This is a genomic window from Agromyces sp. MMS24-K17 (assembly GCF_043950245.1).
Classification (GTDB): Bacteria; Actinomycetota; Actinomycetes; order Actinomycetales; family Microbacteriaceae; genus Agromyces.
Window position 1 is genome coordinate 562,090 of record NZ_CP171640.1, and the last position, 23,408, is coordinate 585,497.

At 72.7% G+C, this 23,408-nt stretch carries 21 protein-coding genes; 14 read left to right on the forward strand and 7 right to left on the reverse strand.

Annotated elements, in window-relative coordinates; translation table 11 throughout:
* Positions 1-37 precede the first annotated feature (37 nt).
* A complete protein-coding gene (locus tag ACGGZK_RS02425; protein ID WP_395244670.1) occupies positions 38-475 on the forward strand; it encodes a MarR family winged helix-turn-helix transcriptional regulator in 438 nt (145 codons plus the stop codon).
* Positions 472-2,043, forward strand: a complete 1,572-nt coding sequence (locus ACGGZK_RS02430; protein ID WP_395244671.1) for an MFS transporter — start codon at positions 472-474, stop codon at positions 2,041-2,043. The genes ACGGZK_RS02425 and ACGGZK_RS02430 overlap by 4 nt, the downstream gene beginning before the upstream one ends.
* Here ACGGZK_RS02430 and ACGGZK_RS02435 read toward each other — a convergent pair.
* Both ACGGZK_RS02435 and ACGGZK_RS02440 read right to left on the reverse strand, forming a co-directional pair.
* On the reverse strand, positions 2,015-3,031 hold the full coding sequence (locus ACGGZK_RS02435) for a LacI family DNA-binding transcriptional regulator (RefSeq protein WP_395244672.1): 1,017 nt from the start codon (positions 3,029-3,031) through the stop codon (positions 2,015-2,017). The genes ACGGZK_RS02430 and ACGGZK_RS02435 overlap by 29 nt on opposite strands.
* A gap of 127 nt (positions 3,032-3,158) precedes the next feature.
* Entirely contained in the window at positions 3,159-4,202 is a 1,044-nt protein-coding gene (locus ACGGZK_RS02440; protein WP_395244673.1) for a LacI family DNA-binding transcriptional regulator, read from the reverse strand.
* A gap of 174 nt (positions 4,203-4,376) precedes the next feature.
* Between ACGGZK_RS02440 and ACGGZK_RS02445 the strand changes: the two genes are divergently transcribed.
* The 9 genes from ACGGZK_RS02445 to ACGGZK_RS02485 all read left to right on the forward strand — a co-directional run bounded on the left by ACGGZK_RS02445 (position 4,377) and on the right by ACGGZK_RS02485 (position 15,438).
* Positions 4,377-5,864, forward strand: coding sequence for a sugar ABC transporter ATP-binding protein (locus tag ACGGZK_RS02445; protein ID WP_395246030.1), 1,488 nt, complete (start codon positions 4,377-4,379; stop codon positions 5,862-5,864).
* The gene (locus ACGGZK_RS02450) at positions 5,861-6,883 is read left to right on the forward strand and encodes an ABC transporter permease (RefSeq protein WP_395244674.1); all 1,023 of its coding nucleotides are present in this window, start codon (positions 5,861-5,863) and stop codon (positions 6,881-6,883) included. Before ACGGZK_RS02445 ends, ACGGZK_RS02450 begins: the two co-directional genes overlap by 4 nt.
* Positions 6,883-7,941 carry an ABC transporter permease gene (locus tag ACGGZK_RS02455; RefSeq protein ID WP_395244675.1) on the forward strand — a complete coding sequence of 353 codons (1,059 nt, stop codon included), beginning with the start codon at positions 6,883-6,885 and terminating at the stop codon, positions 7,939-7,941. Before ACGGZK_RS02450 ends, ACGGZK_RS02455 begins: the two co-directional genes overlap by 1 nt.
* Before the next feature lie 62 nt (positions 7,942-8,003).
* Positions 8,004-9,041 carry a rhamnose ABC transporter substrate-binding protein gene (gene rhaS / locus ACGGZK_RS02460; RefSeq protein WP_395244676.1) on the forward strand — a complete coding sequence of 346 codons (1,038 nt, stop codon included), beginning with the start codon at positions 8,004-8,006 and terminating at the stop codon, positions 9,039-9,041.
* Between the two features lie 290 nt (positions 9,042-9,331).
* Positions 9,332-9,712, forward strand: coding sequence for an L-rhamnose mutarotase (locus ACGGZK_RS02465; protein ID WP_395244677.1), 381 nt, complete (start codon positions 9,332-9,334; stop codon positions 9,710-9,712).
* A 43-nt stretch (positions 9,713-9,755) separates the two neighbouring features.
* Positions 9,756-10,922 carry an L-rhamnose isomerase gene (rhaI, locus tag ACGGZK_RS02470; protein WP_395244678.1) on the forward strand — a complete coding sequence of 389 codons (1,167 nt, stop codon included), beginning with the start codon at positions 9,756-9,758 and terminating at the stop codon, positions 10,920-10,922.
* A 132-nt stretch (positions 10,923-11,054) separates the two neighbouring features.
* Positions 11,055-11,963, forward strand: a complete 909-nt coding sequence (locus ACGGZK_RS02475; protein ID WP_395244679.1) for an alpha/beta hydrolase — start codon at positions 11,055-11,057, stop codon at positions 11,961-11,963.
* Entirely contained in the window at positions 11,960-13,996 is a 2,037-nt protein-coding gene (locus ACGGZK_RS02480) for a bifunctional aldolase/short-chain dehydrogenase (RefSeq protein ID WP_395244680.1), read from the forward strand. The genes ACGGZK_RS02475 and ACGGZK_RS02480 overlap by 4 nt, the downstream gene beginning before the upstream one ends.
* Positions 13,993-15,438, forward strand: a complete 1,446-nt coding sequence (locus ACGGZK_RS02485) for a rhamnulokinase family protein (protein ID WP_395244681.1) — start codon at positions 13,993-13,995, stop codon at positions 15,436-15,438. The genes ACGGZK_RS02480 and ACGGZK_RS02485 overlap by 4 nt, the downstream gene beginning before the upstream one ends.
* Positions 15,439-15,585: 147 nt before the next feature.
* Here ACGGZK_RS02485 and ACGGZK_RS02490 read toward each other — a convergent pair whose 3' ends face one another.
* Positions 15,586-16,134 carry a pyridoxamine 5'-phosphate oxidase family protein gene (locus ACGGZK_RS02490; RefSeq protein ID WP_395244682.1) on the reverse strand — a complete coding sequence of 183 codons (549 nt, stop codon included), beginning with the start codon at positions 16,132-16,134 and terminating at the stop codon, positions 15,586-15,588.
* Positions 16,135-16,309: 175 nt separating this feature from the next.
* Here ACGGZK_RS02490 and ACGGZK_RS02495 point away from each other — a divergent pair, with 175 nt between their 5' ends.
* Positions 16,310-16,942, forward strand: coding sequence for a TetR/AcrR family transcriptional regulator (locus tag ACGGZK_RS02495; RefSeq protein ID WP_395244683.1), 633 nt, complete (start codon positions 16,310-16,312; stop codon positions 16,940-16,942).
* Between the two features lie 100 nt (positions 16,943-17,042).
* Here the strand turns inward: ACGGZK_RS02495 and ACGGZK_RS02500 are convergent, their stop codons facing one another.
* Entirely contained in the window at positions 17,043-17,609 is a 567-nt protein-coding gene (locus ACGGZK_RS02500; protein WP_395244684.1) for a hypothetical protein, read from the reverse strand.
* A 40-nt stretch (positions 17,610-17,649) separates the two neighbouring features.
* Here ACGGZK_RS02500 and ACGGZK_RS02505 point away from each other — a divergent pair, with 40 nt between their 5' ends.
* On the forward strand, positions 17,650-18,585 hold the full coding sequence (locus ACGGZK_RS02505) for a 2-hydroxyacid dehydrogenase (RefSeq protein ID WP_395244685.1): 936 nt from the start codon (positions 17,650-17,652) through the stop codon (positions 18,583-18,585).
* Positions 18,586-18,635: 50 nt separating this feature from the next.
* The gene (locus ACGGZK_RS02510; RefSeq protein ID WP_395244686.1) at positions 18,636-19,601 is read left to right on the forward strand and encodes a serine hydrolase domain-containing protein; all 966 of its coding nucleotides are present in this window, start codon (positions 18,636-18,638) and stop codon (positions 19,599-19,601) included.
* 39 nt (positions 19,602-19,640) lie between these two features.
* On the opposite strand, the gene ACGGZK_RS02515 is transcribed toward ACGGZK_RS02510, so the two are convergent.
* The 3 genes from ACGGZK_RS02515 to ACGGZK_RS02525 form a co-directional block, all read right to left on the reverse strand.
* Positions 19,641-21,245 carry a serine hydrolase gene (locus ACGGZK_RS02515; protein WP_395244687.1) on the reverse strand — a complete coding sequence of 535 codons (1,605 nt, stop codon included), beginning with the start codon at positions 21,243-21,245 and terminating at the stop codon, positions 19,641-19,643.
* A gap of 205 nt (positions 21,246-21,450) precedes the next feature.
* Positions 21,451-22,422: an aldo/keto reductase gene (locus ACGGZK_RS02520; protein ID WP_395244688.1), complete on the reverse strand. Its 972-nt coding sequence runs from the start codon at positions 22,420-22,422 to the stop codon at positions 21,451-21,453.
* A gap of 170 nt (positions 22,423-22,592) precedes the next feature.
* Positions 22,593-23,366, reverse strand: a complete 774-nt coding sequence (locus ACGGZK_RS02525; RefSeq protein ID WP_395244689.1) for an IclR family transcriptional regulator — start codon at positions 23,364-23,366, stop codon at positions 22,593-22,595.
* Positions 23,367-23,408: the final 42 nt, after the last annotated feature.

Genomic DNA, 23,408 nt, shown 5'->3' on the forward strand with positions numbered 1-23,408 from the left:
CGGGTCGTTCGTCAGGCTAATTTGCTAGGCTAATGAAATGGCCGAGATTCGACGGGCGCCGATCGCGCGCCAGAGCACCGAGTTCCGCATCGCGGTCATGCGACTCTCCCGCCAGATCCGGCTGCAGCGCGCCGAGACCGAGCTCAGCACGAGCCAGTTCGCCACCCTCCGCTGGGTCGCCGTCGACGGGCCGCTGACCCCTGGCCGCCTCGCCGAGCTCGAGCAGGTCACGCCGCCTTCGATGAACCGCACGGTGAACTGCCTCGCCGACGCCGGGCTGGTGACACGCGAGGCCGATCCCGCCGACGGCCGCCGCGTGCTCGTGCGCGCCACCGAGTCGGGCACGGCCATCGTCGACGAGACGCTCCGCCGCCGCGAGGCATGGCTCGCGCAGCGCTACGCCGGCCTCTCCCCCGCCGAGCGCGACGTGCTCGAGCGTGCGACCGAGATCATGCGGAAGCTGGCCGATCGATGACGGCGATGTTCCGGTCGCTCGCGGGCCGCAACTACCGGCTGTGGTTCATCGGGGCGATCGTCTCGAACGTCGGCGGGTGGATGCAGTCGACCACCCAGGACTGGGTCGTGCTCACCGAGCTGACCCACAACAACGCCGCCGCCGTCGGCACCACGATGGCGCTGCAGTTCGGTCCGCAGCTCCTGCTCGTGCCCGTCACTGGCGCCGTCATCGACCGGTTCGACCGGCGCAAGGTGCTCCTCGTCACGCAGGGCGTGCTCATGCTGCTCGCGTTCGGGCTCGGCCTGCTGCTGCTCGGCGGCCACGCGCAGCTCTGGCACCTCTACGGCTTCGCCCTCGCGTTCGGCATCACGTCGGCCTTCGACGCGCCCGCGCGGCAGACGTTCGTGTCCGACCTCGTGAGCGGGCCGAACGCCTCGAACGCCGTCGCCCTGAACGCCGCCTCGTTCAACGTCGCGCGCCTCATCGGCCCCGCCGTCGCCGGCGGGCTGATCGTGCTCGTCGGGTCGGGCTGGGTGTTCCTCATCAACGGCCTGACGTTCCTCGCCCTCATCGGGGCGCTGCTCGCGATGCGCGAGCGCGAGCTCATCCGCCATCCGCGCCGACCGCGCGAGGGCAACCCGCTCGTGCAGGGCTTCCGGTACGTCGCCGGCCGCAGCGACATCGTCGTCGTGATGACCATCGTGTTCCTCGTCGGCGCGTTCAGCATGAACTTCCCGATCTTCTCCTCGACGATGGCGGTCATGTTCGGCGAGGGCGCCGGCGAGTACGGCATCCTCTCGTCGATCCTCGCGATCGGCTCGCTGACGGCGGCCCTGCTCGCAGCCCGCCGGTCGCGGGCGCGCCTGCGCGTCGTCATGGTCGGTGTCGGCGCGCTCGGCGTCGCGATGACCGTCGCCTCGCTCATGCCGACCTACGTCACCTTCGCCGCGTCGACCGTGTTCATCGGGTTCTGCACGGTGACGCTGCTCACCACGGCCAACGGCTACGTGCAGACCACCACCGACCCGTCGGTCCGCGGGCGCGTCATGGCGCTCTACACCGCGATCCTCATGGGCGGCACCCTCATCGGCGCGCCCGTGGTCGGCTGGGTCGCCGACGCGGCGGGCCCGCGCTGGGCGCTCGCCGTCGGCGCGTTGGCGGCGTTCGTCTCCCTCGCGATCGGCGTGACCTGGCTCGTCGTCGCCCGCGGACTCCGCCTCGCGCGCCACCCGCAGCAGCCGTGGCGGTTCACCGTCGCCTGGGCCGCGGCGACCGATGCCATCGCCGACGGCGACCGGGTCGCCCTGCCCACGGGATCGATCGCGACCGTCGCAACCGACCCGGCGGACTTCTCGGAGCAGGTCGCGATGACCTCGCCGATCCCGCTGCCGCGGAGCAACCGCCCGGCGAGCGGCGACGCGGAGCGCGAGGGCGCGCCGCGACCGCCATGCCGGCCGGCTGCCGCGCAGGGCGGTAAGACCGGACAGGGCGGCAAGACCGGACAGGGCGGGCAGACCGGGCCGATCGGGCAGGCCGGCGGGCCGTCGGCCGACCGGGTCAGGCGACCGGCGCGGTCGACTCCCTGACGACGAGCTCGGGCTGGAACACCACCGGTTCCCGCTCGAAGCCCTCGTCTGCCGCCGCCTCCTTGAGCAGCAGGTCGACGGCGGTGTAGCCGATGAGCGCGGCCGGCTGGCGGATCGACGACAGCGGCACGACCGCCGCCGCGGCGAAGTCGATGTCGTCGTAGCCGATCAGGGCGACGTCCTCGGGCACGCGCACCGTGCCCTGCATGACGAGTGCCTGCAGCACCCCCATCGCCAGCAGATCGTTCGCCGCGAAGACGGCGTCGGGCCGGTCTGCCGCGTCGCGCAGCCGGATGGACTCCCCCGCGGTCCGGCCCTGCAGCACGGTGAGCGCATCGGTCTCGACGACCTCGAGCGTCGCGCCCTCGACGGCCTCGACCGCGCGGCGCGCGCCGGCGAGGCGGTCGGCGACCTGGCGGATGCCCGTGGGCCCGCCGACGAACGCGAGCCGGCGCCGTCCGGTGTCGAGCAGGTGGCGGGCGGCCAGTTCGCCGCCGACGACGTCGTCGACCGCGACCGACGAGAACGCGCCGCCGGGCGCCTCGCGGTCGACGAGCACGGTTGGCGTGCCGCGCGAGCGGAGTCGCTCGAGCCGGGGCAGGTCGTCGTCGGACAGCGGCGAGATGAGCACGCCGTGCACGCGCTGCTCCTCGAACAGGTCGAGGTAGGCGCCCTCGCGCTCGGCGTTCTCGTCGCTGTTGCCGAGCAGGATCGTCATGCCGTCCTCCGCGGCCCGGTCCTCGGCGCCGCGGGCGACGTCGGTGAAGAACGGGTTGCGCACGTCGAGCACGACGAGCCCGATCGACCGGCTGCGACCGGCGCGGAGCTGGCGGGCGGCGTCGTTGCGCACGAACCCGAGCTCCTCGATCGCGGCCTGCACGCGGGCGACGGTGGCGGGCGCGACCTTGTCGGGCCGGTTCAGCACGTTCGACACGGTGCCGACCGAGACGGCCGCGGCCGCCGCGACCTCACGAACGCTCACTGCCACCGGATGCCCCTCTCGAAGGTCCGTCCGCCGCGTCGATCGCGGCGGCGTCCCGTCATGATGTCAGGAAACCCCGCGTCGATGTGGGGAAACGGACCGCAACCGGTGGTTCCGTGACGCGGCACGTCGATCAGCGCCCCCGGCCCGGCCCGGCCGACGGGGCCGCGGGATCGGTCGAGCGGCGCACGACGAGCTCCGGGAGGAACACGGTCTGCCGCGGGATGAGGTCGTGGTCGGCGGTCTCCTCGAGGAGGATGCGCAGCGCGGTGCGCCCGATCATGCGGCTGGGCTGGCGCATCGACGAGATCGGCACGGCCGCGGCGGCGGCGAAGGAGATGTCGTCGAAGCCGATCAGGGCGATCTCGTCGGGCACGAGCATGCGGCCGTCGACGACGAGGGCCTGGAGCAGGCCGAGCGCGACCAGGTCGTTGGCGGCGAAGAGCGCGTCGGGACGGTCGGCGCGGGACCGCTGCATGAGCCGGGCGCCGGCCGCGACACCGGCTTCGACGGTGGTCGCGTCGGTCGCGATGACCTCGACGTCGACGTGGACGGCCGCGTTCTCGGCGGCGACCCGGGCGCCGGCGAGCCGGTCGCGCACCTGCTGGATCTCGAACGGGCCGCCGACGAACGCGATCCGCCGCCGGCCGGTCTCGATGAGGTGCTCGACGGCCATCCGCCCGCCGGCGACGCTGTCGACCGAGACCGAGCTGAACCGGCCGTCGCCGCTGAACCGGTCGACGAGCACGGCGGCGATGCCGCGGGCGCGGAGGCGCTCCAGGCGGGGGTGGATGTCGCCGTAGGGCGAGATCAGCACGCCGCGGACCTGCTGCTCCTCGAACAGGTCGAGGTACATGCGCTCGCGCGAGACATCCTCGTCGGTGTTGCCGTAGAGGATCGCGAGGTTGTGGCTGGACGCCTCGTCCTCGGCGCCGCGCACGACGTCGGTGAAGAACGGGTTCTGGCCGTCGAGCACGACGAAGCCGACGGTGGTGCTGACGCCGGCGCGGAGCTTCCGGGCGGCGTCGTTGCGCACGTAGCCGAGCTCCTCGATCGCGCGGTTCACGCGCTCGACGGAGTCGGGCGAGACGTCCCCCGGCCGGTTGAGCACGTTGGAGACGGTGCCGACCGAGACGCCGGCGCGATGCGCCACATCCCGGATGCGCACTCCAGCCATACCCGCTCCTTCGCCCGGTCGGACTTCGCGTCCCGATTGTGATCGGGCCGACTTGACCCGCGTCCGATCGAAACATACAGTGTCCCTGAATCGTACATGAATCGATTCATCCTGATTCACCTCGACGAGGAGGAAACCGTGCAGACGGACCCGCCCCCCACGCCGGCCCCGCCGATGCTGGAGCTGAATCGAGTCGTGAAGTCCTTCGGTCCGGTCGTCGCACTGCGGTCGGGGAGCCTCCGACTCGAGTCCGGATCCATCCACGCGCTCGTCGGCGAGAACGGCGCCGGCAAGTCGACGCTCGTGAAGATCGTCGCCGGGCTGTACCGCCGCGACGCGGGCGAGCTGCGCCTGCGCGGCGAGGACGTCGACTTCACCTCGACCGCCCAGTCGAAGGCCGCCGGCATCGCCGTCATCTACCAGGAGCCGACGCTCTTCCCCGACCTCACGGTCACCGAGAACATCTTCATGGGCCGCCAGCCCGTCGGCCGGTTCGGCCGCATCGACCGCAAGGCCATGCGGCAGGAGGCCGAGGCGCTCTTCCAGCGGCTCGGCGTGCGGATCGACCCCGAGCGACCGGCGGAGGGCCTCTCGATCGCCGACCAGCAGGTCATCGAGATCGCCAAGGCCGTCTCGCTCGACGCCCGCGTGCTGATCATGGACGAGCCGACCGCCGCCCTCTCGGGCGTCGAGGTCGACCGGCTGTTCGCCGTCGCGCGGAGCCTGCGCGACGAGGGCCGGGCGCTGCTGTTCATCTCGCACCGGTTCGACGAGATCTTCTCGCTCTGCGACACCGTCACCGTCATGCGCGACGGCGCCTACGTCGCGACGACCCCGATCGCCGACACCACCGTCGACGAGCTGGTCCGCCAGATGGTCGGCCGCGACGTCACCGAGCTCTTCCCCAAGACCGAGGCCGCCATCGGCGACCCGCTGCTCGAGGTCGAGGGGCTGTCGAGCCCGCTGTTCCACGACATCTCGTTCACGGTGCGCTCCGGCGAGATCGTCGGCCTCGCCGGGCTCGTCGGCGCGGGCCGCAGCGAGGTCGCCCGCGCCGTCTTCGGCGTCGACGGGTACGACTCCGGCAGCGTCCGCCTCGCCGGCAGGGCGGTGCCGAAGGGCCGGCCGGATGCCGCGATGAAGGCGGGCCTCGCGCTCGTGCCCGAGGACCGTCGCAAGCAGGGACTCGTGCTCGACTCATCCGTCGCCGAGAACATCACGCTGGCGATCCGGGAGACCCTGTCGAAGGCCGGCCTCATCACCACCGGCATGGAGAACCGCGCCGCGAAGGTCTGGGCCAGCCGCCTCGAGGTGAAGACGAACGCGCTGTCGACCGTCGCCGGCACGCTCTCCGGCGGCAACCAGCAGAAGGTCGTCCTCGGCAAGTGGCTCGCGACCGAGCCGACGGTGCTCATCATCGACGAGCCAACCCGCGGCATCGACGTCGGCACCAAGGCCGAGGTGCACCGCCTGCTCTCCGAGCTCGCCGGCCGTGGCATGGGGATCCTCATGATCTCGTCGGAGCTGCCGGAGGTGCTCGGCATGGCCGACCGCGTCCTCGTCATGCGGGAGGGCCGCATCACCGCGGAGATCGACCGCGCCGACGCCACCAGCGAGAACGTCATGTTCGCCGCGACCCACGCAACCGGAGCCCACGCATGACCGCCCCCGTCATCGAGCGGACCGACGTCACCAAGCGGCTGCGCGCCATCGGCGCGGCCCGCGAGTTCGGCATCCTCCTCGCCCTCGTCCTCGTCGTCATCGCGGCGACCGTCGCGAACCCGAACTTCCTGTTCTCGTCCGACGGCTGGCGCGACCTCCTGCTGACACCCTCGATCCTCGTGCTCGTCGCGGTCGGCCAGGCGATCGTGCTGATCTCCCGCAACGTCGACCTCTCGGTTGGCTCGGTGCTCGGCCTCTCGGCCTACCTCACCGGTCGGCTGTTCATCGACTTCCCGGGCATCCCGATCCTCGCCGTGTTCGCGATCGCGATCGTCTTCGGCGGGCTGCTCGGCCTCGTGAACGGCGCGCTCGTCGCCTACGCGAAGGTCCCGGCCATGGTGATCACGCTCGGCACCCTCTACGCCTACCGCGGCATCAACGTGCTGTGGACGGGCAGCGACCGGGTGAACGCGTCCGACCTGCCGAAGGACTTCCTGGCCCTCGGCACCGGGCAGATCCTGTGGATCCCGATCCTCACGATCATCGCCCTCGTGGTGCTCGTCATCGCCGGCTGGATGATGAAGAACACCCGCGGCGGCCGCGAGTTCTACGCCATCGGGTCCGACCCGGCGGCGGCGGAGCTGTACGGCCTGCGGGTCACCCGCCGCCTGCTCTTCGCGTTCGTGCTCTCGGGCGCGCTCGCGGGCCTCGCCGGCGTGCTCTACGCGGCCCGCTACGGCACCATCAACTCGCAGGCCGGCGCCGGGTGGGAGCTCGACGCGGTGGGTGCGGCCGTCATCGGCGGCGTCGCCATCACCGGCGGCGTCGGCTCCGTCTGGGGCGCCGCGATCGGCGCCTGGCTCCTGCTCACCATCAACCGGGCGCTGCCGATCCTCGGCATCCCCGACTTCTGGCAGCGCGCGGTCGTCGGCGCGCTCATCATCGGCGCCATCGTGCTCGACCGGGTGCTCGCCGTGCGACAGAGACGCAAGCTCCTCGAAGCGAGGGAGGACGGCTGATGACCACCGCGACCACTTCCGGCACCCCGGCCGTTCGCACCTACCGCGACTACGACCGTCCGCTCTGGCAGCGCGTGCTGCTCACCCGCGAGATGGCGATCGTCGGCCTCCTCGTCATCGTCGCGGTCGTCGCGGCGGTGAGCGTCCGCGGGTTCGGCCAGCCGATCACGCTGACCTACCTGCTGCTCGACGTCATGCCGATCCTGCTCATCGCGCTGCCCATGACGCTCATCATGATCACCGGCGAGATCGACCTATCGGTCGCGAGCATCGTCGGCCTGTCGAGCGTGCTCACGGGCGTGCTCACGGCGGGCGGCGTGCCGTTCGAGCTCGCCGCGGTCATCGCCCTCGTCGCCGGCGCCGTCTGCGGGGCGATCAACGGCTTCCTCGTGACCGTCGTCGGCCTGCCGTCGCTCGCCGTCACGATCGGTACGCTCGCGCTCTTCCGCGGACTCGCGGTGGGCCTGCTCGGCACCACGGCGATCACCGACTTCCCGGACTTCTGGACCGACCTCGCGAAGATGCGGGTGGGCGGCAGCAACATCCCGGTGGTGCTGTTCCTCTTCCTGGCGCTGCTCGTGGTGTTCGTGGTGCTGCTGCACTTCACCCCGTTCGGGCGCGGCATCTACGCGATCGGCCTGTCGAAGTCGGCGGCGCGGTTCTCGGGCGTGCACGTCGAGCGCACGAAGCTCGTGCTGTTCGTGCTGTCGGGGCTTATCTCTGCGCTCGCCGGCATCTTCTACACGCTGCGCTTCGGCAGCGCCCGCGGCGACAACGCGACGGGCCTCGAGCTCCAGGTCATCGCGGCCGTGGTGCTCGGCGGGGTGTCGGTCTTCGGCGGACGCGGTGCGATCCACGGCGTCATCGCCGGCGTGCTCCTGATCGGCGTGCTCTCGAGCGCCCTGCGCCTCGCGAACGTCACGTCCGACGTCATCAACATCATCACCGGCGCGCTGCTCGTGGCGTCGGTGGTGGCCAACAGCTTCCTGGCCTGGCTGCGCAAGCGGCGGCGGGCACCAGGGGGAACACCGCGCGTCGAGGCCTCCACAGCAGGGTGACCGGGCCGCGCGACCTGTCGATGCGATCACCCATCGACGAACCGATGAAGGGATGAACAACGATGTTTCAGAACAAGCGACGTGCGGGCGCGCTGACCGCGCTCGCCGCGGCCGCGGCGCTGGTCCTGGCCGGTTGCGCGGTCGACTCCGGCACCGACGGCGGCTCCACCGAGGGCAGTGACGGCGGCAACCTCTCGATCACGTTCCTGCCGAAGAACCTCGGCAACCCGTACTTCGACACCTCGTCGTCGGGCGCGAAGGAGGCCATCGACGAGTTCGGCGGCACCTTCGCCGAGGTCGGCCCCGCGGAGGCGACGCCCGACGCGCAGGTCAGCTACATCAACACGCTGACCCAGCAGGGCGTCGGCGCGATCGCGGTGTCGGCGAACGACCCCGAGGCGATCTGCGACGCGCTGAACGAGGCGCGCGACGCGGGCGTGAAGGTCGTCACCTTCGACTCCGACACGAACCCCGACTGCCGCGACCTGTTCATCAACCAGGCCACGGCCGAGGGCATCGCCAAGGTCCAGGTCGACCTCATCGCCGAGCAGATCGGCGACGCGGGCGAGATCGCGATCCTGTCGGCGTCGGCGAACGCGACGAACCAGAACGCCTGGATCGAGATGATGAAGGAGCAGCTGGCCGCCGACCACCCGAACATCACGCTCGTCGACACGGTGTACGGCGACGACGACGACCAGACCTCGTTCGACAAGACGGCGGCGCTGCTGCAGACCCACCCGAACCTGAAGGGCATCATCTCGCCGACGACGGTCGGCATCGCGGCCGCGGCCCGGTACCTCTCCACCTCGGAGTACAAGGGCAAGGTCGCGCTGACCGGCCTCGGCACCCCGAACCAGATGCGCGAGTACGTCGAGGACGGCACCGTCACCGCGTTCGCGCTGTGGAACCCGGCCGACCTCGGCTACCTCGCGGCGTACGCCTCGAAGGCGCTCATCGAGGGCGAGATCACCGGTGCGGAGGGCGACACCTTCGACGCCGGCAAGCTCGGCTCGTACGAGGTCGGCGCCGACGGCGTGGTCCTGCTGGGCGACCCGTTCGTGTTCGACGCGGACAACATCGGCGACTTCGACTTCTAGGCCGGATGTCCCGGTGGGGCCCGGCTCGCGCGCAGCGCGGCCGGGCCCCACTGCATTCGCCCCGTACGGACGCCGCCGATGAGGAGTTCTTCGGAGCGATTCGGCGGGTCGGATGCCTCGCCCCGGCGTTTCGCCGGGTTCTTCCTCATCCGCGGCGGGAGTCATAAGGTGGGATGGACGACGGAAAACGCATTCCCACTTGCGGAGTCGCGCGCCACCACCTATCGTTGAAACGATTCATAGCGACGGATGCCCCGCCGCGACGAGAACGAGGACGGAGAAGCTCGACGATGAGCGAGAGCACGGCGCCCCAACGGGTCTGCTTCCAACTGCAGGTCGACCCCAGCCGCCTCGAGGAGTACGCCGAACGGCACGCCGCCGTCTGGCCCGAGATGCTCCGCGCGATCGAGGCATCCGGCCGCCGCAACTACTCCCTCTTCCTCCGCGAGGACGGCCTCCTCATCGGCTACTACGAGACCGACGACGACGAGGCATCCCAGCGCGCCCTCGAGGCCGACCCGCGCACCGCCGCGTGGGAGGCCGACATGGCCCCCTTCTTCGTCGCCCTCGACGGCGCCCGCCCCGATCAGGGCGCTCCCCGACTTCCCGAGGTGTTCCACCTCGAAGACCAGCTCGCCGCGCTCGACGCTCCGTCGTCCGAGCAGCGCTGAGCGAGACATCCGTTCGACCCTCCACACCGAAAGCAGGAACCCCGTGAGCATCCTCACCGACGACATCCAGGCCGAGCTGGCGAAGCAGGCGATCGAGCTGCCGAGCTGGGCGTTCGGCAACTCGGGCACCCGGTTCAAGGTCTTCGCGACCCCCGGCACCCCCCGCGACCCCTACGAGAAGATCGCCGACGCCGCGCAGGTGCACAAGTACACGGCACTGGCGCCGAGCGTGGCGCTGCACATCCCGTGGGACAAGGTCGACTCCTACGACGACCTCCGCACGCACGCCGAGGACCTCGGCGTCGCGCTCGGCACGATCAACTCGAACACCTTCCAGGACGACGACTACAAGTTCGGCGCCCTCACCCACGAGGACGCGGCCGTGCGCCGCAAGGCCATCGACCACCACCTCGAGTGCATCGACATCATGCACGCGACCGGGTCGCGCGACCTCAAGATCTGGCTCGCCGAGGGCTCGAACTACCCGGGCCAGGCCGACCTCCGCGGCCGCCAGGACCGCCTGCACGAGTCGCTGCAGGAGATCTACGCCCGGCTCGGCGACGACCAGCGGCTCGTGCTCGAGTACAAGTTCTTCGAGCCGGCGTTCTACCACACGGATGTCCCGGACTGGGGCACCTCGTACGCCCAGGTCGCCGCGCTCGGCGACAAGGCCATGGTCTGCCTCGACACCGGCCACCACGCGCCGGGCACGAACATCGAGTTCATCGTCATGCAGCTCCAGCGCCTCGGCAAGCTCGGCTCGTTCGACTTCAACTCGCGGTTCTACGCCGACGACGACCTCATCGTGGGCGCGGCCGACCCGTTCCAGCTGTTCCGCATCATCTTCGAGGTGATCCGCGGCGGCGGCCTGAACAACCCCGACGTGGCGTTCATGCTCGACCAGTGCCACAACGTCGAGGACAAGGTCCCCGGCCAGATCCGCTCGGTGCTGAACGTGCAGGAGATGACCGCCCGCGCGCTCCTCGTCGACGGCGAGGCGCTGCGCGCCGCGCAGGTCTCGGGCGACGTGCTCGAGGCGAACCGCGTGTTCATGGACGCGTTCTACACCGACGTGCGCCCGGCCCTCGCCGAATGGCGCGAGTCGCGCGGCCTTCCGGCCGACCCCATGAAGGCCTTCGCGGAGTCGGGCTACCTGGCGCAGATCGCCGCCGACCGCGTCGGCGGCGTGCAGGCGGGTTGGGGGGCTTGAGGTGGGCGTGGCGCGAAGCGACACGCCTCCTCACGCAAGGCGGAGCAGGAGTCAGGCGACGCGCCAGCGTTGACTGACGTATCCGGCAGACCGCGAAACGTATCCGACAACGGCCATTGGATGGGGCAAGACATGGTGTACACCCTCGCGGACGGCCTCGTCCGCGTGTATCCGGTGGGTGAGGGCGTCCCGCGCCCCGGCCCCGGCCTCGTCTGGGCGCACGGCGGCGGGTTCGTCGCGGGCGACCTCGACATGCCCGAGGCCGACTGGGTGGCGCGCGCGTTCGTCGCGCGCGGCATCCCGGTCGTCTCGGTCGACTACCGCCTCGTCGGCGACGGCTCGGGGCGCTTCCCGGCAGGCTCCGACGACGTGCTCGCGGCGTGGGCGTGGACGCTCGACCACGCCGACGAGCTCGGCATCGACCCCGCGCGCCTCGTGATCGGTGGGGCGAGCGCGGGCGCGAACCTCGTGACCGGTGCGGTGCTCCGGCTGCTCGGGCACGGCACCGCGCCAGGTCTCGATACGGGCGCTGCGCGCCCTACTCGACCAGCGGACGCGGTCGTCCCCGCGGGCGTGTTCCTCGCCTACCCCACGCTCCTCGCCGTACAGCCCGCGCCGGACGCCTCGCTCCGCGCCGCGCTCGACGCGAACCCGGAGGCCGACCGCTTCGGCCCCGACCGGGTGCGCGAGATGTACGAGACCTACCTCGGCGGCCCCGTCGACGACGCCCCGCTCGTCGCCGTGCCCGGCCTCGCCGAGCCCGCCGACCTGGCCGGCTTCCCGCCGACCCTCATGGTGAACGGCGACACCGACGAGCTCCGCGTCTCCGGCGAGGCCTTCGCCGTGACCCTCGCCGCCGCCGACGTGCCGATCGAGCTCGCGCTCGAGCCCGGCACCGAGCACGGCCACCTGAACCGACCCGACGAGCCCGGGGCATCCGCCACCGTCGCGCGCATCGCCGACTGGATCGCCCGCGGGTTCGTGCCCGGGGCATCCGCCTCCCAGACCACCCTCCGCATCACCGAAGGAATCACCTCATGACGAACCAGGCTGCTGCCGACCTCATCGCGCGGTCGAACCGCCTCGGCGCCGACCCGAAGAACACGAACTACGCCGGCGGCAACACGTCGGCCAAGGGTACCGAGACCGACCCGGTCACCGGCGAGCCCGTCGAGCTGCTCTGGGTGAAGGGCTCGGGCGGCGACCTCGGCACCCTGAAGGAGTCGGGCCTCGCGGTGCTCCGCCTCGACCGCCTCCGCGCGATGGTCGACACCTACCCGGGCGTCGAGCGCGAGGACGAGATGGTCGCCGCGTTCGACTACACGCTGCACGGCAAGGGCGGCGCGGCGCCCTCGATCGACACCGCCATGCACGGCCTCGTCGACGCGGCGCACGTCGACCACCTCCACCCCGACTCGGGCATCGCCATCGCGACCGCCGCCGACGGCGAGGAGCTGACCGCGAAGATCTTCGGCGAGAAGGTCGTGTGGGTGCCGTGGCGCCGCCCGGGCTTCCAGCTCGGCCTCGACATCGCGGCGATCAAGGCCGCGAACCCGCAGGCGATCGGCTGCATCCTCGGCGGCCACGGCATCACCGCGTGGGGCGACACGTCGGAGGAGTCGGAGCGGAACTCGCTCTGGATCATCGACACCGCCGCCGCGTACCTCGCCGAGCACGGGGCATCCGAGCCGTTCGGCGCCGTCGTCGAGGGCTACGAGCCGCTCGACCCGGCCGAGCGCCGCGCGAAGGCCGCCGCCCTCGCCCCGACGATCCGCGGGCTCGCGTCGTTCGACAAGCCGCAGGTCGGCCACTTCACCGACAGCGACGTCGTGCTCGAGTTCCTCTCGCGCGAGAAGCTCGCCCCGCTCGCCGCGCTCGGCACGAGCTGCCCCGACCACTTCCTCCGCACCAAGGTGAAGCCGCTCGTGCTCGACCTGCCCGCCGACGCGAGCATCGAGGAGAGCATCGCCCGGCTGAAGGAGCTGCACGAGCAGTACCGCGCCGACTACCAGTCGTACTACGACGCGTACGCGACCGACGAGAGCCCCGCGATCCGCGGCGCCGACCCGGCGATCGTGCTCGTGCCGGGCGTCGGCATGTTCTCGTTCGGGGCGAACAAGCAGACCGCGCGCGTCGCGGGCGAGTTCTACGTGAACGCGATCAACGTGATGCGCGGCGCCGAGTCGGTGTCGACGTACGCGCCCATCTCCGACGAGGAGAAGTTCCGCATCGAGTACTGGGCCCTCGAGGAGGCGAAGCTCCAGCGCCTGCCGAAGCCGAAGACGCACGCGACCCGCGTCGCACTCGTCACCGGCGCCGCCTCCGGCATCGGCAAGGCCATCGCCACCCGCCTCGCGGCGGAGGGCGCGTGCGTCGTCATCGCCGACCTCGACCTCGAGAAGGCGCAGGCGGCCGCGGCCGAGCTCGGCAACACGGATGTCGCGATCGGCGTGCAGGCCAACGTCACCGACGGCGCCGCGATCCAGCGCGCGATCGACGAGGCGGTGCTCGCCTTCGGCGGCCTCGACCTCGTCGTGAACAACGCGGGCCTGTCGCTCTCCAAGCCGCTCCTCGAGACCACCGAGGCCGACTGGGACCTCCAGCACGACGTCATGGCCAAGGGCTCGTTCCTCGTGTCGAAGGCCGCGGCGAAGGTGCTCATCGAGCAGGGCCTCGGCGGCGACATCATCTACATCTCCTCGAAGAACTCGGTGTTCGCCGGCCCGAACAACATCGCCTACTCGGCGACGAAGGCCGACCAGGCCCACCAGGTGCGCCTCCTCGCGGTCGAGCTCGGCGAGTACGGCATCAAGGTCAACGGCATCAACCCCGACGGCGTCGTGCGCGGCTCCGGCATCTTCGCCTCGGGCTGGGGTGCGAACCGCGCCAAGACGTACGGCATCGAGGAGGAGGACCTGGGCAAGTTCTACGCCCAGCGCACGATCCTGAAGCGCGAGGTGCTCCCCGAGCACGTCGCGAACGCGGTGTTCGTGCTCACCGGCCCGGAGCTCAGCCACACCACCGGCCTGCACATCCCGGTCGACGCCGGCGTCGCGGCGGCGTTCCTCCGATGAGCGGCACCGGTGCGGGCGCCGTCGCGGCCGTCGACCTGGGCGCGACGAGCGGCCGGGTCATCGTCGGGCACGTCGACGGACGCACCGGCACGCTCGCCCTCGACCACGTCGCCCGGTTCCCGAACGGGCCGGTGCGGCTCGCGTCGGGCCTGCACTGGGACTTCACCGGGCTGTACCGCGACGTCGCGCGCGGGCTCGCGGACGCGTTCCGCCGCGAGCCCGGCACGGCGTCGATCGGCATCGACTCGTGGGCGGTCGACTACGGCCTGCTGCGCGGCGGGCGGCTCCTCGGCGAGCCGTTCCACTACCGCGACGAGCGCAACGAGCATGCGGTCGCGGGCGTCCACGACGTGGTGCCGTTCGAGGAGCTGTACCGCCGCAACGGCCTCCAGTTCCTCCCCTTCAACACGGTGTACCAGCTCGCCGCCGAGCAGGGCGCGGGCGGATGGCTCGGCGTCGCCGACCGGCTCCTGCTGGTGCCCGACCTCATCGGCTTCCAGCTGACCGGGGCGGAGGTCGCCGAGCGCACCAACGCGTCGACCACGGGCCTCGTCGGGGTCCGCTCGGGCGAGTGGGACGTCGAGCTGCTCGAGCGGCTCTCGCTCGAGGCATCCGTGCTGCCCCCGCTCGTGGCGCCGGGTGCGTCACTCGGGCCGCTGCGGCCCGAGGTCGCGGCCGACCTCGGCGCCCCCGCGGGCATCGAGGTCGTCGCGGTCGGCTCGCACGACACCGCCTCGGCGGTCGTCGCAGTGCCGATGCAGGCCGAGTCGGCCGCGTACATCTCGTGCGGCACGTGGGGCCTCGTCGGCGTCGAGCTCGAGGAGCCGGTGACGACGGATGCCTCGCGCGAGGCGAACTTCACGAACGAGGGCGGCGTCGACGGACGCATCCGGTTCCTGCACAACGTGATGGGCCTGTGGCTGCTGAGCGAGTCGGTGCGGTGGTGGGAGCGCGACGGCGACACCATCGACCTGCCGACGCTGCTCGCGCAGGCCGCCGCGGTCGCCCACGAGGTGCCCGTGTTCGACGCGAACGACGCGCGCTTCCTGGCGCCGGGCGACCTGCCCGGGCGCATCGCCGAATGGTTCGCCGAGCGGGGGCGGCAGGCGCCGCAGTCGCGGGCCGAGTTCGCGCGGTCGATCATCGAGAGCCTCGCCGAGGCGTTCGCGGGCGCGGTGCGGGATGCCTCGATCCTGTCGGGCGTCGACGTCGAGACGATCCACGTGGTCGGCGGGGGCTCGCTGAACGAGCTCCTCTGCCAGCGCACGGCCGACCGGTCGGGCCTGCCCGTGCTGGCCGGCCCCGTCGAGGCGACCGCGATCGGCAACGTGCTGGTGCAGGCGCGCGCGCAGGGGTTCCTCGGCGCGTCGGCCGACCTCGAGTCGATGCGGGCGCTGGTGGCGGCCGCGTTCGCGCCCCGGCGGTACGAGCCGCGCGGCTGATCCGGTGCGCGGCGGGTTCGGGTCCCGATGGGCCCGGCCCCGCCGCGCCGGCCTCGCCGCGGGCGCCTGCGCCACCACCGCGATTCAGGAGATTCGACGGCATGCCCCTCCCAGGGACGGCATGGCGTCGAATCTCCTGAGTTGCGATCAGGCGGCGACGTCGGCCGGCGTGCGGTCGGCGCCTGCCTCGGCCCCGGAGCCGGCCGAGACGTCGCCGGCACCCACCGCCACCCGCCCGTGCGCGAGCTCGGCGTTGCGCATGCCCAGCACGCTCACCCCGATGCCGTAGGTGATGAAGTCGCCCGTCGGGCGGATCGCGACGACGGCGAGAGCCTCGAGCTCCTCCTCGGGCAGGTCGAGCCCGTGCAGCAGGGCGCGCTCGACCTCCGGCGCCATCGCCTCGACCGGGAGGAACTCGGCCTCGCCGGCGAAGGTGATGGTCGCGGCGGGCACCTTGATCCAGGGCATGAGCGGCACGCGCTTCGGGATCGCGACGGTCACCGACACCCGCGGGTGAGCGGCGAGGTGGCGCGCCTTCCACGATCGCCCGTCGGTCGTGAACCAGACCCGGCCGTCGTGCACGGCGTGCATCACGCCGACGGTGCGCGCCTCGCCTCGCGCGGTCACCATGCCGACGACCATGAAGTTCGCGGCCGCCATCTCGTTCCAGACGACGTCGCTCGTGAGGTCCACCATGAGCAGCTCCTTTACATTGTCAAGTACCCGTCGTGGCCGACGCTACGCCACTCGGCTTTACAATGTCAAGCAAGCCGAGCATGGTGTCGGGCGGCACCCGCTCGGTCGGGCGCGACGACCTCATGGCGCCCGATCGACGGGGTGACGCCCGACCGCGCGCAACTAGGGTGGGGACATGGAGACGGTGACGTCGGGGGCAGCGCCGGCGGGCGCGCCGCACGCGGCCGCGCCGGTCGCACCCGGCCGCGCGGCACTCCTCCGCGCCATGGAGGAACTCGCGCGCGAACAGGGCGTCAACAACGTCGGCCTCCGCGAGGTCGCCCGTCGGGCCGGCCTCTCGCACGCGGCGCCGACCCACTTCTTCGGCAGCCGCGAGGGCATGATCCGCGCGCTCGCGCTCGAGGGCCTCGCCATGCTCGACGACGAGCTCTGCACCGCGCAGGAACGCGCCGCCCACCTGCCCGGCCGCGAGCGGCTCGTCGCCGACTCGCTGGAGTTCGTCGCGTTCGCCCAGCGGCATCCCGCGCACTACGACGCGATGTTCCGCACGCCGAGCGGCGCCGGCGACGACACGCTCGACCGCGCCCGGCTCGCCGCGCTCGACGGGCTGCGCGCGCTCGTCGTCGACGTGCGCGCGAGGGGCGACATCGCGGGCGACGTCGAGACGACGTTCCTCCAGCTCTGCGCGCTCAGCCACGGCCTCGCCTCGCTCGCGGTCGACGGCATGCTGCACGGGCTCGACGGGTTCGCGAGCGCCGACGAGGTCGTCGAGCGCACGATCCGCGCGCAGGTCGAGCAGCTGCGCTGATCGGCTCGGCAGCGGCAGCGGCGGCAGCGGCAGCAGCAGCGCCAGCGGCAGCGGCAGCAGCAGGCCGAGCGGATGCCCCGAGCCACCGGCTCCCGCCGGGTCAGTGCCCGTGCGCCAGCTGCTGGAGCAGCACGACGCCGAGCCCGAGCAGCACGAGCGCACCCATGGCGAACAGCTGCTTCCACCAGGCGATGCCCGTGCGCCGCACCGCGATCCAGCCGATGACCACGAGCGTCACCAGGTAGACGATCTCAGCCGCCCGCAGCGCCGGGTCGAGCTCGAGCACCCCGGCCCAGGCCAGCGCCAGCAGGATGAGCGGCCACGCCGCAGACCCGAGCGCGCCGCCGGCCGTGCGGATCGCGGCCGCCGTCTCCGCGCGATCGGGGAAGGCGGCGTGCACGGCGAGGTGCGCGATGATGCCCGCGACGAAGCCCGCCGCCGAGATCGCGACGATGCCGGTGAGCAGCGTGAGCGTCGCCCGGGCCGCGTCGAGGTGCTCGACGTTCGAGCGCAGCACGAGCACGATCGCGAGGCCGGTGAAGATCGCGTACACGCGTTCGCGCAGGTGCTCGGCGCGCTCCTCGACCGGTCGTGCCCGCTCCCGCTGCTTCCGTGCCCGCCGGAGGCTGCGCGGGCCGTGCTGCGGGTCCCCGCCGTCCGCCGTCATGCGCCCACGCTACTGCGCGGCCCTCTGGGAGGATGGATGGATGACCGATCGACGTCTGCTCGTCAGCGTGCCCGAGGGCCCCCTCCGCGACGCGTTCCTCGCGCTCGGACCCCTCGCCGAGGGCGTCGACCTCGTCGTGTGGGACCTCGACTCCCCCGCCCCGGCCGACGAGATCGATCTCGTCGTGCCGCCCTACATGGGTACCGCGGGCAGGCTCGGAACGCTGTCGGGCGTGCGCACGCGGCTCGTGCAGTCCCAGTCGATCGGCTACGACGACGTGCCCGCCGCGCTGCCGCCGGGGCACGTGTTCGCCAATGCGGCGAGCGTGCACGAGACCTCGACGGCCGAGCTCGCGCTCGCCCTCGTGCTGGCGGCGCAGCGGGGCATCCCCGAGTTCGTGCGGGCCGCCGCGGAGGGCCGCTGGGCGCCCGAGGCGCGCGAAAGCCTCGCCGACCGCCGCGTGCTGCTCGTCGGGGCCGGCGGGGTCGGCCGCGCGATCGAGGAGCGGCTGCGCCCGTTCGAGGTCGAGCTCACCCGGGTCGCGAGCCGCGCCCGCGACGACGAGCACGGGCACGTGCACGGCACCGACGAGCTGCCGGCGTTGCTGCCCGATGCGGAGATCGTGATCGTCGGCGTGCCCCTGACCGATGCGACAACCGGCCTCGTCGACGCCGGGTTCCTCGCGGCCCTCCCCGACGGCGCGCTCGTCGTGAACATCGCGCGCGGCAAGGTCGCCGACACCGACGCGATCCTCGCCGAGGCGACGAGCGGGCGCCTGCGCTTCGCGCTCGACGTCACCGAGCCGGAGCCGCTGCCGGCGGGGCATCCGCTCTTCGCGCTGCCGAACGTGCTCATCTCGCCGCACGTCGGCGGCGCGTCGACGGCGATGACCCCTCGCATGGCGCGGTTGCTGCGCCGCCAGGTCGAGCGGATGCTCCGGGGCGAGGAGCCCCTGAACGTCGTGCTGCGCACCTGACGAGACCCGCCGCTTCCCCGATCTCCCCACCCCGAGAGGACCGCATCCGCATGAGCTTCGACCACGCCTTCGACTGGGTCCGCCGGCACGTGGCATCCGGCGCCCTGCCCACCGCCGTGCTCGGCGTCGCGACCGCCGAGGGCGTCGTCGCGCTGGAGGCGTTCGGCGGGGCATCCGTCGACGACCACTACCCGCTGTTCTCGATCACCAAGCCGATCACCGGGCTCGCGGCCCTGCACCTCGTGGAGGAGGGCCGGCTGACGTTCGAGACGCCCCTCTCTGCCGCACTGCCGGAGTTCGGCGCCGGCCGCGACGACGTGGTGCGCGTGCGCCACCTCGCCAGCCACACGTCGGGCGTCCTCGAGCCCGCGCTCGACGCACCCGACCAGCGCGGCGCCCTGCTCGCGCCGGGGCGCGACTTCGCCGCCGGCACGGTCTCGCGGTACTCGACGGTCGCGTTCGAGGGCATCGCAGCGCTCATCGAGCACGCGAGCGGCGAGCCGTGGGAGCAGCGGGTCGCCCGCGTCGGCGAGCGCGCCGGTGCGACGGGCTTCACGTTCGAGTCGGATGCCTCGCGCCACCGCCCGGTCGACGCCGCCGAGTTCGGGCTCGACTACGACCGCTTCGCCGCCCTCCGCGCCCCGGGCGCCGGCCTCCTCGGCCGGGCCGAGGACCTCCTCGCCGTCGGCAGCGCGCTGCTGCGGAACGACGGGTCCCTCGTGGCGCCCGTGACCGCCGCGGCGATGCTGCGACCGCTCACGGCGGGCCTGCCCAAGCTCGAGCCGTACCCCGCGGAGCGCGGGCAGGACTGGGGCTTCACGTGGAACCTGCGGCACTCGGCGCCGGCGCTGCTCACCCGCGACACGTTCGGCCACGGCGGCTGGGCGGGCACCGAGTTCTGGGTCACGCCGTCGCTCGGCACCTGCTTCGTGCTGCTCACGAACGTGGGCGGCGGCATCGGCCGGCTCGGCGTCGACGCCGACCAGCTGCACAACGCGATCGCCGTCGCCGGCTGACGGTTCGGCCGACGGCGACGGCCGACGCGCGTCAGCGCGTCAGCGCGTCCAGGTCCCGAGGCCGTTCGCGTCGAAGAACTGCAGCGTCAGCGTCGAGGCGCCGGCCCCGGCACCGCCGCCGCCGAGCACGAACGTCGCCGACGACCGCGAGCCGTCCGGCGCGTTCTCGCCGGTCGGGGTGAACGCGAACGTGTCGCCGTCCCACGTGTCGAGCGGCAGCTCGTACCCGCCGTCGGGGCCCAGCCGCACGACGAGCGATCCGCCCTCGACGGCGACCTCGGCGGGGCCGAAGTAGTCGTTCGACCACGTGCCGGCGTACGCCTCGAGCGGAGCCGACGGCGGTGCGGGCGACGCCGGGGCGGTCTCGTCGACGAGGTCGCCCGCCGGCTCCCGGTAGTGCGCGAGGGCCGCGCCGTAGGCCTCGACCCAGTCGCGGGACGGCTCGCCGTACTGCACGAGATCGAGGAACTCGGTCGTGATCGCCTCGGCGGCGCCGACCGGCGCCCCGTTGGTGAGGGCGACGATGCCCAGCCCCAGCGACGGCACGAGCTGGAAGTTCGTCCCGGCACCGAGCACGAAGGCGCCCGAGTGCGACGCGGTCACGCGTCCGCTCGACTGGGTGCCCACGTTGAACCCGTAGCCGTACGAGCCCGACCGCATGCTCGGCACGGCCGACGGCGCCGACGTGACCTGCGGCTGCATCGCGGCGGCGAGGTCGGGAGTGTCGACGAGCGTCTCGCCCTCGGCGACGCCGCCGGCGAGCACGAAGGCCATCCACTTCGCCACGTCCACGGCGTTCGAGCTCACGCCGCCCGCGGGCGACTGCGCGTCGGGGTCGCGCTCGTACAGCGGCTGGAACTCGCCGTCGACGAGGGCGTGCAGGTCGGCCCGGTCGTCGCGGGCGACGAAGTCGTCGTAGCGCGAGCTCGTCGACGTCATGCCGAGCGGCTCGTAGAGCTCCTGCTCCGAGAGCGTCTCCCAGTCGACGCCGGCGGCGTTCGCGACGGCCTGCGCCCCCGTCGTCATGCCGAAGTTCGCGTAGCCGTAACTCGTGCGGAACGGCTTCAGGGGCTCGTACCGGAGGTGGTCGATGACGTACTCGCGGTCGTAGCCGATGTCCTCGAGGTCGTCGCCGGCCGCCATCGGCAGGCCCGAACGGTGGGAGTACAGGTCGCCGACGGTGAGGTGCTCGGTCACCCACGGGTCGGCGAGCGCGAACCCGGGCAGGAGCGGCGCGACCGGGGTGTCCCACCCCACCACGCCGTCGGTCACCTGCGTGGCGACGACGGTCGACCCGATCGGCTTCGACATCGACGCGACCTGGAACACCGTCTCGGCGTCGATGGGGTCGTCCTCGCCGACGCGCTTCACGCCGAACCCGTCGGCGAAGACCGTCTCCCCGTCGTGCACGACCGCGACCGCCGCGCCCGGCACGCCGGTCTCGTCGAGCACGTGCTCGACCACCTCGGGCAGCGCGTCGAGCGCCCCGTCGAGGCCGCCCTCGGCCAGTTCGACGGCGTCGCCGGGCGGTGCCTCGCCGAGCTCGACCCTCGGCGCGTAGGGCGGCGCGGCCGGCGTGCAGCCGGCGAGCGCCAGGGCTGCGATCACGACCGCCGGGACGGCGGCACCTCGGACAGCGCGCATGGCTTCCTCCCCCTCGACCGGCTCCCCCTCGAACCCGGTCCCGTCGGTCGGCCCCCACCGGATCCCGACCTGCGCAGCCTAACGGGCGGGTCGGCTCCCCGGCACGACACGCGAACGGGGCATCCGCCTCGCACCGCGCCGCGGGGCGGCACCGCGACGGCGCGGCGGGTGCCCTCGCACCCGCCGCGCCGCAGGGCGGCCGGCGTCAGGCCGAGGCCGCGGCGAGCGCCGCGAGCTCCTCGCCGCCGAGCTCGAGCGGGATGGATGCGAGCAGGTCGCCGAGCTGCTCGGCGTTGCGGGCGCTCGCGATCGGCGCGACGACGGTCGGCTGCTGCCGGAGCCAGGCGAGCGATACCGAAGCGACGGATGCCCCGTGCGCGGCCGCGACCTCGTCGAGCGCCGCCAGCACCCGGCTGCCCCGCTCCCCGACGTACGGGGCGGCGCCTCCGGCGCGCACGCTCGCGCCCTCGGCCGTGACGTCGGCCTCGGAGCGGTACTTGCCGGCGAGGAAGCCCTTCGCGAGGGAGAAGTACGGGAACACGGCGAGGCCCTCGCGCTCGGCGCGCTCGCGGAGGCCGTTGGTCTCGAAGTCCCGCTCGACGAGGTTGTAGTGCGGCTGGAGGGCGACGGCACGGTGGAAGCCGTTCGCCTCGGTGACGCGGAACCACTCGTCGATGCGCTCGGGCGTGTAGTTCGAGATGCCGATGGCGCGCACCTTGCCGGCGTCGACGAGCGCCGAGAGGGCACCGACCGTCTCCTCGAGCGGCACGGCGGCGTCGTCGAAGTGGGCGTAGTAGAGGTCGATGACGTCGGTGCCGAGGCGCTGGAGCGAGGCATCCGCCGCGGCCCGGATGTTGTCGGCGGCGAGGCCCGGGAACTCGGGGTGGGTGCTCACCTTGGTGGCGATGACGACGTCGTCGCGCGACCCGCGCGCGGCGAACCACTCGCCGATGAGGCGCTCGCTGTCGCCGCCGGTGTTGCCGGGCACCCAGTGCGAGTAGCCGTCGGCGGTGTCGACGAAGTTCCCGCCGCCGGCGGTGAACGCGTCGAGCACGGCGAACGTGGCGTCGCGGTCGGCGGTCCAGCCGAACACGTTCGCGCCGAGCGACAGGGGCGCGATCTCGAGGTCGGACGCCCCGATGCGGGCGCGGGCGGCGATCTGGGTGGGCTCGGTCATGCTGGCTCCTCGCAGTGGCTTCGAACGCGGGTCTGACTCGGAGTCGGACCTGGGTCGGACGCGGGCGACCGCCCGCGGACGTCATCCGACGCTAACGGCGCGGGCCGGGCGGGTGTTCCCGGGTTGCGCGAGGTTGCCGCGTGTGACGCGGTCGGACGGATGCCGCGCGCTCAGCCCGAGAGCCGCGCCGACACCTGCCACGCCCCGCGGCGCACCGCGCGCTCGAGCTCGTGCGCGCGGCTGCGGAAGTCGTCGGCCGACACCGAGACCGAGACGGCCCCCACCGTGCGGCCCGCCGACGACCGCACCGGGGCGGCGATGCACGCGAGCTTCGGCAGGTACTCCTCGACCTCGACCGCCACCTGCTGCGCCCGCACCTCGTCGAGCTGCTCACGCAGCTTCGCGGCATCCGTCACGCTCGCCGGGGTGAGCCGGCGGGCGCCGTGCTGCGCGAGGAACCGGGCGACCGCCTGGTCGTCGCGCGAGGCGAGCATGAGCTTGCCGAACGCGGTGATGTGCGCCGACTCGGAGAAGCCGACGTGCAACTGCCCGATGCGGGGGTGCGCCGCCGAGTCGGCGATGTGCGCCACCGCGATGTCGTCGCCGCGGAACACGGTCAGGTACGCGGGGGCGCGCACGTCGTCGTGGAGGGCGCGCAGCACGTCGCGCACGGGCTCGGTCGCGACGAGCTGGTCGTGCAGCGCCCGGCCGAGCGCGTCGACCGAGCGGCCGAGCACGACCCGGTGGTCGGGGGTGCGGGCGAGGTAATCCTGCCGTTGCAGCGTCGACAGCAGCCGGTACGCGGTCGACTGGCCGAGCCCGAGGGCGTCGGCGACCTCGGCCGCGGTGAGCCCGGTGGGCGCGGCCGCGACGAGTTCGAGGATGCGCAGCGCGCGCTCCGCGGACTGGATGCCGGCGCCGCCCTGGCGCGTCGGTGCGCTCATGGGCTCGATCGTACGCGCGCCGGGTCTCGACGGGCTCGACCA